Genomic DNA, 12,434 nt, shown 5'->3' on the forward strand with positions numbered 1-12,434 from the left:
CCACGCGGGAAGACACTTGTAGGCTAGGGGAGTGTTGGACTCCGAAAAGCCTACCCTGATGATCATCGACGGCCATTCCCTGGCATTCCGGGCGTTCTTCGCCCTGCCAGTGGATAGCTTTCAGACCCACGCCGGGCAGCATACGAACGCCATCCATGGTTTTCTGTCGATGCTGCTCAGCCTGCTGCGCAATGAGAAGCCGACCCACCTCGCGGTCGCCTTCGATATCTCCCGTGCTTCCTTTCGCACCCGGGAATACCCCGAGTACAAGGGCACCCGCAACGCGACGCCGCCGGAATTCCTCGGCCAGATTCCGCTGCTGCAGGAAGCCCTCGCTGCGATGAACATCACGACCATCACCAAGGAAGACTTCGAGGCCGACGACATTCTCGCGACCCTCTCGGTCGAGGGCACCGCAGCGGGCTACAACGTGCTCGTCGTTTCCGGCGACCGCGACGCGATCCAGCTAGTCAACGAGACCGTCACCCTGCTCTACCCGGCCAGCCAGGGCGTGTCAGCGCTCACCCGCTACGACCCGGCCCGGGTGCGTGAACGCTACGGCATCGAACCCGAGCAGTACCCCGACGTCGCCGCCCTGGTCGGCGAAACCAGCGACAACCTGATTGGCATCAGCAAGGTTGGCGAGAAAACCGCCGTGAAGTGGCTCGGCCTGTATGGCAGTCTCGACGGCATCCTCGAACACGCCGAGGAGATCAAGGGTGTCGTCGGCAACAACCTGCGCCAGCAGAAGGAGAACGCGATTCGCAACCGCCGGCTCAATCGCCTGGTCACTGACCTGGAGCTGCCCGTAGCGGTCGCCGCGCTCGAGCGCGGCGCCATGGACACCGACGCCGTGCGCGACATCTTCACCCGCCTCGAATTCAAAACCCTGCTCGACCGAGTGCTCAAGCTGGCCGGAGAAGATCCGACGGTTGAGGCATCCGTTGCTGTCATCGAGGAGGTGCCCGCGTTGCAGGCTCCTGTTGCGCAGGACCTGCTCGATGAAGAGTTGCAGTCCTGGCTTGACCGGGTGAGCAGCGCAAACCCGGCGGGCCTCGGCCTCACGGTGGAGGTGCAGGACGGCAAAGTGATCGGGTTTGGGCTGGCCAGCCCGAACGAAACCATCAATCTGCCCTGGCAAGCCGGTCGCAAGGACTACGCCCCGTTCGAATCGTGGCTCGCCGGCGACGCCCCGAAGATCATGAACGATGCCAAGCACCAGGTGAAGGCGCTGCGCCGCAGCGGGCTGCCCTTTGCCGGCCTGGCCTTCGACACCCTGGTCGGCGCCTGGCTCATTCGCCCCGGCGGCCCCGACAAAACCCTGGCCGACCTGGTATCGCGCTATCTCGACGAAACCTTGGCCGTCGCCGACCCCAACCAGCTCGTACCCGACGAAACGCAGCAGGCCGGAGCGCCCGCCCAGGCCTGGTATACCCTGCGTCTGTTCGCCGCCGTCGAGAAAGCCCTCGACCCCGGCTCGCTCAAACTGCTGCTCGAGATCGAGCTGCCGACCCTGTTGGCCCTGGCCGACATGGAACTGGCCGGTGTCAGCGTCTCGCACGAGCAGCTCGCCGAGCTTTCCGCCGAGCTCGGTACCAGCACAGCGAGCCTTGCCGCCGCTGCCTACGCCGAGATCGGCCGTGAGGTGAACCTCGGTTCGCCCAAGCAGCTGCAGGATGTGTTGTTCACCCAGCTCGAGATGCCCAAGACCCGCGCAAACAAGACCGGTTTTTCAACGGATGCCGGTGCTCTTGCCGACCTGCAAGCCAGCAACCCGCATCCGTTCCTCGATCTGCTACTCCAGCACCGCGACGCCACCAAGCTGCGCCAGATCGTGGAAACCCTCGACAAGGCCATCGACACGAGCGGCCGCATCCACACCACCTACGTGCAGATCGGCACGACCACCGGTCGCATCTCCTCGAACGACCCGAACCTGCAGAACATCCCAGTGCGCACCGAAGAAGGCCGGCGCATCCGGGCCGCCTTCCAAGCCGGCACCGGCAGTGAGAGCCTGCTCACCGCCGACTACTCGCAGATCGAGATGCGCATCATGGCGCACCTCTCCGAGGATGCCGGACTGATCGAGGCGTTCAACGCCGGGGAAGACCTGCACCGTTTCGTCGGTTCTCGCATCTTCGGAGTCGACCCGGCCGACGTGTCGGGCGAGATGCGCAGCAAGGTCAAGGCCATGAGCTACGGGCTCGCCTACGGCCTCAGCGCCTTTGGGCTGTCAAAGCAGCTGCGCATCGATACCAAAGAGGCCAAGCAACTCATGACCGACTACTTCGAGCGGTTTGGCGCGGTGCGCGACTACCTTCGAAACGTCGTCGAGCAGGCCAAGGTCGACGGCTACACCCAGACCATTTTCGGTCGGCGTCGGCCGTTTCCCGACTTGGCCAGCCCGAAACGGGTACTGCGCGACAACGCCGAGCGGGCCGCCCTCAACGCGCCTATCCAAGGCTCGGCGGCCGACATCATGAAGATCGCCATGAACGGTATCGCCGCCGATCTGCTGGATGCCTCGATGGAGTCCCGCATGCTGCTGCAGGTGCACGACGAATTAATTTTCGACGTCGTACCGGGGGAATGGGATGCCCTGCGCCAGGTCGTCACCCACAACATGGAGTCCGCTGCCGACCTTCTCGTTCCGCTGACAGTACAGGTTGGTCGCGGCGCCAACTGGGACGCCGCCGCGCACTAGTCCAACCGAGCGCGATCGAAGGGCTGAGGTGCGCCAAATCGTCTTTCCCTGCTCGGTTTCAGGGCGATTGGCTACCCTCACTCTGTCGGGTTGACCGGCCAAATTCCCCAATTGGGGGTTCGCAATGAAACGTCGTGTTCTAGGCTCGATGCATGACAAATGACATCCAGCGCTCTCCCACGGCCATCGACGAGATCGCCGAAGAGTGGGTGGACACCCTCGTCGACCTCGACCCCACCGTGGGAACCTACATCGGCCGCACAGAGGGAGACGGTCGCTACGGCGATTACTCCCCGGCCGGTCACGAACGGTTCGTGGACGCGGCGAAGAAGACGATCGCGCAGTTGGATGCCGCCCGCCCGGCCGACAGCGTCGACGAAGTCACGCAAACCGACCTACGCAGCGAACTGTCGCTCACCGTCGAAAGCTCCGACGCCGAGCTGCAGCTTCGCGACGTCAACGTGATTGCATCGCCCGCGCAGGAGATCCGCGAGATCTTCGACCTCATGCCCACGAAAACTGTCGAAGACTGGGCCAACATCTCGAGCCGCCTCGGCAACCTGCCAGTGGCCATCGACGGGTACATCGAGACCCTGCGCCACGGCATCGAACGCGGCGTGACACCGGCGCGCCGCCAGGTGCGAGAGGTGCTCGCCCAAGCCCAGCGCCACGCTGCCAACGACGGGTTCTTCGCCGAATTCACCGCGAATGCGTCGCTCGATACCGGAACCCTGCCCGCCTCTCTAGCTAAGGATCTCGGCCTCGGTGCCCGCAAATCAGCGACCGCGTACGACAAGCTCGCCACCTTCTTTCGCGACGAGCTTGAGGGTACGGCCACTGAAAACGATGCGATCGGCCGTGACCTGTATACCCTCGCCTCCCGCCGCTTTCTCGGCGCCACCATCGACCTCGACGAAACCTATGAGTGGGGCATCGAAGAGCTCGCCCGCATGGTCGAAGAGCAAGAGAAGATCGCCGACCAGATCAAGCCCGGCGCGAGCGTGCTCGAAGCCATCGCCTACCTCGACACCGACCCGAGCCGCAAACTGCACGGCACCCCGGCGCTGCAGGAGTGGATGCAGAAAACCAGCGACAAAGCCGTCGCCGACCTGGCCGAAACCCAGTTCGACATTCCCGACGAGATCAAAACCATCGAGTGCATGATCGCTCCGACCCAGGAGGGCGGTATCTACTACACCGGCCCAACCGACGACTTCTCCCGGCCCGGCCGCATGTGGTGGTCCGTTCCGGTCGGCGTGACCGAATTCGACACCTGGCGTGAACTGACGACCGTGTATCACGAGGGCGTTCCCGGCCATCACCTACAGATCGGGCAGGCCGTCTACAACCGGAATAAACTCAATACCTGGCGCCGCCAGCTGGCCGGTACCTCGGGCCACGCCGAGGGCTGGGCGCTCTACGCCGAACGCCTGATGGAACAACTCGGCTACCTCGACGACCCGGCCGATCGTCTCGGCATGCTTGACGGGCAGCGGATGCGCGCAGCTCGCGTGGTCCTCGACATTGGGGTGCACCTCGGCAAACCCCTGCCCGACGGCTCCGGCCCTTGGACCGCCGACTACGCCTTCGAATTTCTCGGCCAGAACGTCAACATGAACGAGAGCTTCGTCAAATTCGAGGTCAACCGCTACCTCGGCTGGCCGGGCCAGGCTCCCTCCTACAAGGTCGGCCAGCGCATCTGGGAGCAGCTGCGCGACGAGAACGCTGCCCGCGAGGGAGCGAACTTCTCGATCAAGGCATTTCACCGTCGTGCCCTCGACCTCGGCGGCGTCGGCCTCGACACCCTGCGGTCGGCGCTGGCCTAGCCCGTCGGTAGCACTTGGGCCGGCCCGGCCGGCCCAAGACGTAGTCCTCGGCGGGAATATACGAATCGGTAAACTGAACTTGTGCGTCCCGCCGAATTGTCCCCGTCCGACACCGGCACTGTCTCAACGACCGGCACTGTCTCAACGACCGGCACTGTCTCAACGACCGGCACTGTCTCAACGACCGGCACCGCACCCATCTCACGTGCACCAGCCCGGACCGGGCCACGGCTCAAACCCAAACGCGCCCTGATCGATCGCCCGGGCATCCGTTTTTTGTTTCTGGCTCCGGCGGGCGCATCGCTGCTGCTGGGACTCTACGCTGCGACGGCGCTGCTCGGCTTGGACGTTCCGCCACTTGCCGACCGTCTGGCCGCGTCGCACGGCGCCCTGATGGTGTTCGGCTTCGTCGGCACCTTGATCGTGCTTGAACGGGCCGTCGCCATCAAGAAATGGTGGGCTTTCACCGCGCCGGCGCTGCTCGGTCTCGGCAGCCTGCTCGTGCTGGCGCCCCTGCCGACCTGGATCGGCCGCACCACGATCGTCGTCGGCGCGATCGGCCTGCTGCTGATCTACCGCACGATCTGGCGTCGGCAGGCGATGACGGCCACCGCCATCCAGTTCCTCGGCGGCATCAACCTGGTCGTCGCCGCCGTTCTCTGGCTCGCCAACGTTCCGGTCGCCCACTTGATCCCGGCTTTCAGCGCCTTCCTCGTGTTGACGATCGTCGGCGAACGCCTCGAACTCGCTCGGTTATCCCTGCGCGGCACCCACCCCGGGCGCGGCCTGCTCTGGGCGTCGCTGTCATTGAGCGGCTGCGTCTCGCTCGCCCTCTGCCTGCCGGCCGTCGGATATCCATTCTTCGGCCTGGCCCTGCTCTGGGTGGTCTCCTGGCTGTTCCTGCACGATGTCGCACGCCGCACGCTCCGGGCCACCGGGCTGCCACGGTACATGGCTGCCTGTCTGCTCAGCGGCTACGCCTGGCTGATCGTCGCCGGAGTGATCTGGATCATCGGCGGTGCCACGACAAACGGACCGATCTACGATGCCGCCGTTCACGCCGTGCTGCTCGGATTCACCCTCTCGATGATCATGGCGCACGCCCCCGTCATTTTGCCGGCCGTGCTGCGCCGCCCGCTGCCGTACCGGCCGATCATGTACCTGCCCGTCGTTCTCCTGCACGCTTCGCTTCTGCTGCGGGTGCTGTTCGGCGACGGTCGCGGACAGCTCACCCTGCTGCAGCTCGGCGGCTCACTCAGCATCGCCGCCCTGCTGCTGTTCATCATCATCGCCGTGGCCTCCGCTGCCCGCGCCCCGATGCCAAACGCCAGCCCCGCCAGAAAAAACCGTCAATGAGCCCCGTCACCGCCCGAGTGCACGCCCGCCGCACCTGGTACCTGCAGACCAACGCCGTGGTCGTCGGCTGGCTTGCCGTGCTCGCGGTCGTCGTTCTGGTGCATCAGGGTATTCCGGGCGCCGACTGGCTTATGGTGCATCTGCTGCTGCTCGGCGCCGTCAGCACCGCGATCCTCATCTGGAGCCAGCATTTCGCCGACACTCTGGTTCGGCGGCCGGCCCTCAGCGGGCGCCGGTCGCTGATCATTCGCCTGACCGGGCACACGCTCGGGGCGATTCTCGTGCTGGTCGGCATGACCGTCAACCTGTTCCCTGTGGTGCTCGTCGGTGGCTTAATTGTCGGCGCGGTCGCGGTGCTGCACGCGGTTTTCCTCGGCGGCCAGCTGTACCGGGCGAAACCCACCCGCTTCGGCTCGCTCGTGCGCTACTACGTGGCAGCCGCCGTGAGCCTCGCCGTGGGAGTAGGCCTCGGCATCTGGATGGCGAACCCGGGGACCGGCGGCGATCTGCACTCCCGCCTCTACCTGGCGCATATCATTCTCAATCTACTTGGTTGGGTCGGCCTGACCGCGGTCGGCACCCTGCTGCTGCTCTGGCCCACCGTGCTGCGCACCCGCCTCGGCGATGGAACGGATGCGGCCGCCCGCACCGCCCTACCCTTGCTCGCGGCCGGCGTGGTCGTCGCCGCCGGTGCCAGCCTGGCTGGTCTTCCGCTCGGCGCTGCCGCGGGCAGCCTGCTCTACCTGATCGGCCTCGTGCCCGTCGTACGCGAGGCCGTGCGGCAGGCCCAACAGGCGCCGCCGACCACGTTCGCCGGCTGGAGCCTGGCCGCATCGATCGCCTGGCTCACGTTCAGTGTCGGGGTGCTCGGCTGGCTGGTGGCGACCGCTCCTACTCTGACTGACGCCGTTGCCCGCCTGGGCTGGCTGCTGATTCCGCTGCTGGCCGGCTTCGCGGTGCAATTGCTGCTCGGCGCCCTGAGCTATCTGGTACCGATGGTGTCCGGCGGCGGACCGCAGGCAGGCAAGGCCGCCGCCGCCGAACTCGACCGGGCGCCGCTGTTTCGTCTGCTTGTCGTCAACGGTGGCATCTTGCTGTACCTGCTGCCGGTGCCGAGCCTAGTCAAGGTCGTGCTGTCCCTGCTGGTCTTCGGGGTGCTGCTGAGCTTTCTGGTGCTGCTGGTGCGCGCAGTCATGGCGGGCGGACGTCTCCGCTCTCGGACCGGGTCTGCCCCGGTTGCCCGGCTCGCCACGAAGCCAGCCGGCCCGCGCCACACACGCAGCGGAATGGCCGCTGCCGCGGTTGGAGTGCTCGTGCTGGCCGTCACCGCGGGCGTCGCTCTTGACCCGGTTACGGCCGGGGTCGGGGCAGCATCGGTCACCGCTTCGGACACCGCGACCGCCTCGGGCGAGATCACTCAGGCCACCGTGACCATGCTCGACATGAGATTCTCGCCCTCCAGCCTGACCGTACCCGCCGGCAACCGGCTTGAACTGACCATCACCAACGACGACACGGCCGTGCACGACCTCACTCTGGCGACCGGCATCACGTCGGGCCGGGTCACCCCGGGGGAGACGGTCGTCATCGACGCCGGCATCCTGGCCGCCAGCAGCGAAGGCTGGTGTTCCATCGCCGGCCACCGCCAGATGGGCATGGTGCTGCAGATCGATGTCAACGGCGAGGCGAATACCGAGTCGACGGATGCCGCGGCCGACCACGTAGACCACGCTGGATCCGGTCTAACCGACTCCTCCGCCGCCGACGATCTCGGCGCCCAAACCGAGCCTTCGATCGGATTTGAGGCGCGCGACGCCGCACTGCCGCCCGCATCGACTGACACCCACCACGAGTACACCTTTCGGGTCGGCGACACCGAGCTGGAGGTCGCCCCCGGCGTGACCCAGACCCTGTGGCCGTTCAACGGCACCGCGCCCGGCCCTACCCTGCGTGGAAAGGTCGGCGACACCTTCACGATCACCCTGATCAACGAGGCTACGACCGGTCATTCCCTCGACTTCCACGCCGGCGCGCTCGCTCCCGACGGCCCGATGCGCACCATCGAGCCGGGCGAAACCCTCGAGTACTCCTTCACCGCGACGCGGTCAGGTATCTGGCTCTACCACTGCTCCACCATGCCGATGTCGCTGCACATCGCCAGCGGCATGTTCGGGGCGGTCGTCATCGACCCCGCCGGACTCGACCCGGTTGACCGGGAATACCTACTCGTGCAGTCCGAATTTTACCTGGGGCCGCAGGGGGGCACCGCCGACTCCGACAAGATCGCCGCGGCTACCCCCGACCTCGTCGTGTTCAACGGCTACGCCAACCAGTATCAAGAGCAGCCGCTCACCGCGAAGGTGGGGGAGCGCATCCGTTTCTGGGTGGTTGACGCAGGACCGAACCTGATGAGCTCCTTTCACATCGTGGGCGGACAGTTCGACACGGTCTACGCTGAGGGCGACTACCGGCTGCGTGCCGGCGGTAGCACCGGTACCGGCGGCAGCCAGTCGTTGGCTCTCGCGCCGGCGCAGGGTGGGTTTGTCGAGCTGGTTTTTCCAGAAGCCGGCACCTATTCCTTCGTGACGCACGTTATGACCGATGCTGAACGCGGCGCGGCCGGGCATATCCGGGTTGTTCCGTAGGGCCTACTGTTGGAAGCTGAATCTCGAGTTGCCCCTGATCTCCCGGGGTAGCTAGTATGGAGTGTCACAATTGTGACGCCTATCCGCTGCCACGCGCGGAACGTTCTACGGTCTTTCTATACCGCGGAGCATCCAAAACATCTGAAGTATTTTCGCGTGTGGCCCGATTATGTCCATCCTGGAGCAACTACTATATGACAATCGCAACGACCGAACGGGCACCCAAGCAGGTCGCCATCAACGATATTGGATCTGCTGAAGACTTTCTTGCCGCGGTCGAAAAGACTCTGAAATTCTTCAACGACGGAGACCTCATCGAGGGCACCGTAGTGAAGATCGACCGCGACGAGGTTCTCCTCGACGTTGGGTATAAAACTGAGGGTGTCATTCCCTCTCGCGAACTTTCCATCAAGCACGACGTTGACCCCTCTGAGGTTGTCAAGGTCGGCGACCTGGTCGAGGCCCTCGTTCTTCAGAAAGAAGACAAAGAAGGCCGCCTCATCCTCTCCAAGAAGCGCGCTCAGTACGAGCGTGCATGGGGCGACGTTGAGAAGATCAAGGAGTCCGACGGTGTTGTCACCGGTTCGGTCATTGAGGTCGTCAAGGGTGGACTCATCGTCGACATCGGCCTGCGCGGCTTCCTGCCGGCATCGCTCATCGAACTTCGTCGCGTTCGCGACCTGACCCCGTACCTGGGCCAGGAAATCGAAGCGAAGATCCTCGAACTCGACAAGAACCGCAACAACGTTGTGCTGTCGCGCCGCGCCCTGCTCGAGCAGACACAGAGCGAAAGCCGCACCACGTTCCTCAATAACCTCCAAAAGGGACAGGTCCGCAAGGGCGTCGTCTCCTCGATCGTCAACTTCGGTGCGTTCGTCGACCTTGGCGGCGTCGATGGTCTGGTTCACGTTTCCGAGCTCAGCTGGAAGCACATTGAGCACGCCAGCGAGGTCGTTGAAGTTGGCCAGGAAGTCACCGTCGAGATCCTCGAAGTTGACCTCGATCGCGAGCGTGTCTCTCTGTCGCTCAAAGCAACGCAGGAAGACCCGTGGCAGGTATTCGCCCGCACCCACGCCATCGGCCAGGTTGCACCGGGTAAGGTCACCAAGCTCGTTCCGTTCGGCGCGTTCGTTCGCGTTGCTGAGGGCATCGAGGGTCTCGTGCACATCAGCGAGCTGTCCGGCAAGCACGTTGAGCTCGCCGAGCAGGTTGTCTCGGTCGGCGACGAGGTGTTCGTCAAGGTCATCGACATCGACCTCGAGCGTCGCCGCATTTCGTTGAGCCTCAAGCAGGCTAACGATGGCGTTGACCCCGACGGTACCGAGTTTGACCCAGCGCTCTACGGAATGCTCACCGAGTACGACGACAAGGGTCAGTACAAGTACCCCGAGGGCTTCGACTCCGAGACCAACGAGTGGCGCGAAGGCTTTGACGAGCAGCGCGAAAAGTGGGAGCAGGACTACGCTGCAGCCCAGGCACGTTGGGAAGCCCACAAGAAGCAGGTTTCGACCGCGAACGACGAGATCGCTGCCCCCAGCGACGTCGCACCGGCTGGCTCTTCCTTCTCGAGCGAGTCGGCTGGCGCCGGCACGCTCGCCGACGACGAAGCACTCGCGGCTCTCCGCGAGAAGCTCTCCGGCGGCAACTAGCACCATAGCTTTACCACTGCGCTGTTTCACCGCTACAGTGTGACTGCGCAAGGCGGGCCGCATCCTTCGGGATGCGGCCCGCCTTGTTTTAACCGGGGCGACGAAAGCGGATGCCGACGGACCGCGCACTTGGTGGTATCCGCCATCGCTACGCAATCGTCATGAGTCGCGTCGTCGTTCGTGGTATACCTGATAGTGAGGAAATTTCCTCTATTTTGTCGCGTCTCGGTATTCACAAAATTGCCCAGCGGATGCGGCTACCGCCATTTGCAATCGGCTTCTGGCCGGCAGAACACAGTGCACAACGGTTTCACAGCCCCATCGGAGAGTTTCATGAATAGATTTTGTCCCGTTGATTCCTCCGGCGACCGGGTCGAGAACAATTCTGAATGGCGGGGCTCGACGGACGACGAGGGTACACCTTTCGACGGAGCTCAGTCATGGTCAGTCAATGGCCTGCCGCGCCATGCTGCCCGAACGACCGCCAACGCCAACGCCGAACCGCTTGCCACTACGGCGCCAGCCCCCAGCCCCAGCGTCGTCGTCGAAGCATCTTCCAGCTCCGGACCGCAGCGACCTGTGAAACCCGAGGATGAAAATTGCGCTGCACTCGGGGAAGGTTCCGTGCAGGAAGTGATCGCCATGGGTGGTCACGATTCCAAATGCATCTTCGCGGGTCTCAGCGACGCTGTCGCCGCTATAGCTGAGCCGGGGGGAACATCCACTGCCCTCGTCGTCGAAGACGACCACATGTCGGCGAAGCTCGTCCGACTTTTCCTCGAAGCCGAGGGCTTCGCGGTGGTTGTAGCTTCCACGGGAGAGGAGGCACTCGATCTTGCCCGCCAAGTCCCGCTCAGCCTCATCACCCTCGACGTGAAATTGCCGGGGATAGACGGGTGGAACTTTCTGCTTCAGCTGCATGAATCGCCAAAATTCGCGTCAATCCCGGTCGTGGTCATCGCCGGCGATGTGGACATGAGTGTGGCGTTGAGTCGTGGCGCAGCGGCCGTGCTGGAAAAACCGCTCCAGCGAGCGGAACTGCAGAATTCCCTTTCCCTGCTGGGGTTGCGCCCCAACCGTTCCCATCCCCGCTGTATCCTCGTCGTTGACGAAGACCGGGAAACCTTCGAGCAGGTGACCTCGTATTTGGAGAAACCCACCTACTGCGTCAAATCCGCCGAGACCGGCGACGCGGCGATCACCGACGCCCTCGCGCTGGCTCCTGATCTGATCCTGATCAATCTGATGATGGAAGAACTGGGAGGCTTCAAGATCGTGCAAGCGCTGCAGGAGCATGCGGCGACGCAGCATATCCCGGTTCTGGTCACGTCTTCGGAACAGCTCACCGACCAGGAACAAGACACCCTCGACAGCGATCCAGGACAACCCATCGTCGTTATGAACAGGCCCGACCTCAACCGTGAGGCGTTGCTCGCCGAGATCAAGCGCGCCCTCGAATAGGAAGATCTCAACCACCGGCGCGGGGCCCCGCGAAAAGTCGACGCATCCGCGTGGCGGATGCGCGCGGTGCAACCCCACGCAGCAGATAGTCTGACGGAATGTATCTGATTGGGCTGACCGGCGGAATCGCCTCGGGTAAGAGCACAGTTGCGACGCGACTGGTCGAACACGGCGCGGTGGGCGTCGATGCTGACCAGTTGGCCCGCGAGGTCGTCGAGCCCGGCACTCCCGGGCTCGCAGCAGTCTCGGCGGAGTTCGGTAGCACTGTGCTGCTGCCGGACGGCAGCCTAGACCGGCCTGCGCTCGGTGCCATCATCTTCGCCGACCCGATGAGACGTAAACGACTCAACGCGATCATCCACCCACAGGTGCGCCAGCTCACCCGCGACCGGATCGCGGCCGCGGCCGCTGCCGATCCGCACGCCATCGTGGTCTATGACGTTCCGCTGCTCGCCGAAGCGCAGGCCGGCGGCCTGGTCACCTTCGATCTGGTCGTGGTCGTGCACGCCGACGCGGCGACCCGGATTCAACGCATGATCGCCCTCCGCGGACTGACAGAGGCGCAGGCCACCCAGCGGATCGGCGCGCAGGCGACCGATGAGGAACGACTTGCCGTCGCCGACGTCGTGATCGACAACACCGGCACGCTCGATGCTACGCGGGCGCAGGTCGATGTGCTCTGGGAGCGAGTGCTCGCCGCTGAAACCCGCGAGACCACGACGACCGATGGCATCCGCTCGCCGATTTCGGCTCCGCAGAACTGACTGTCAGACCGCCTTTGTAGAATGGAGGC

At 64.4% G+C, this 12,434-nt stretch carries 7 protein-coding genes; all 7 read left to right on the plus strand.

Features of this window, described 5'->3' with window-relative positions:
- Window positions 1-31: 31 nt before the first annotated feature.
- The 7 genes from polA (at window position 32) to coaE (ending at window position 12,405) form a co-directional block, all read left to right on the plus strand.
- Complete coding sequence (polA, locus tag CXY73_RS19825) at window positions 32-2,704, plus strand: DNA polymerase I (protein ID WP_104139326.1); 2,673 nt, start codon at window positions 32-34, stop codon at window positions 2,702-2,704.
- Window positions 2,705-2,856: 152 nt separating this feature from the next.
- On the plus strand, window positions 2,857-4,530 hold the full coding sequence (locus CXY73_RS19830; protein WP_104139328.1) for a DUF885 domain-containing protein: 1,674 nt from the start codon (window positions 2,857-2,859) through the stop codon (window positions 4,528-4,530).
- 81 nt (window positions 4,531-4,611) lie between these two features.
- A complete protein-coding gene (locus CXY73_RS19835; protein WP_199185432.1) occupies window positions 4,612-5,886 on the plus strand; it encodes a hypothetical protein in 1,275 nt (424 codons plus the stop codon).
- Window positions 5,883-8,531, plus strand: coding sequence for a multicopper oxidase domain-containing protein (locus CXY73_RS19840; RefSeq protein ID WP_104178683.1), 2,649 nt, complete (start codon window positions 5,883-5,885; stop codon window positions 8,529-8,531). The genes CXY73_RS19835 and CXY73_RS19840 overlap by 4 nt, the downstream gene beginning before the upstream one ends.
- 194 nt (window positions 8,532-8,725) lie before the next feature.
- Entirely contained in the window at window positions 8,726-10,180 is a 1,455-nt protein-coding gene (gene rpsA, locus CXY73_RS19845; RefSeq protein ID WP_104178684.1) for a 30S ribosomal protein S1, read from the plus strand.
- Window positions 10,181-10,930: 750 nt separating this feature from the next.
- Complete coding sequence (locus tag CXY73_RS19850) at window positions 10,931-11,641, plus strand: response regulator (protein ID WP_233198494.1); 711 nt, start codon at window positions 10,931-10,933, stop codon at window positions 11,639-11,641.
- A 98-nt stretch (window positions 11,642-11,739) separates the two neighbouring features.
- Window positions 11,740-12,405 carry a dephospho-CoA kinase gene (gene coaE, locus CXY73_RS19855; protein WP_104139337.1) on the plus strand — a complete coding sequence of 222 codons (666 nt, stop codon included), beginning with the start codon at window positions 11,740-11,742 and terminating at the stop codon, window positions 12,403-12,405.
- Window positions 12,406-12,434: the final 29 nt, after the last annotated feature.

The sequence above is a fragment of the Cryobacterium sp. Y50 genome (assembly GCF_002929805.1).
GTDB lineage: Bacteria > Actinomycetota > Actinomycetes > Actinomycetales > Microbacteriaceae > Cryobacterium.

Bases quoted from the DNA above. Each gene is read 5' to 3' on its own strand.
- CXY73_RS19830 (WP_104139328.1), top strand. From the start codon at position 2,857: ATGACAAATGACATCCAGCGCTCTCCCACGGCCATCGACGAGATCGCC.
- CXY73_RS19840 (WP_104178683.1), top strand. From the start codon at position 5,883: ATGAGCCCCGTCACCGCCCGAGTGCACGCCCGCCGCACCTGGTACCTG.
- rpsA (WP_104178684.1), top strand. From the start codon at position 8,726: ATGACAATCGCAACGACCGAACGGGCACCCAAGCAGGTCGCCATCAAC.
- CXY73_RS19850 (WP_233198494.1), top strand. From the start codon at position 10,931: ATGTCGGCGAAGCTCGTCCGACTTTTCCTCGAAGCCGAGGGCTTCGCG.
- coaE (WP_104139337.1), top strand. From the start codon at position 11,740: ATGTATCTGATTGGGCTGACCGGCGGAATCGCCTCGGGTAAGAGCACA.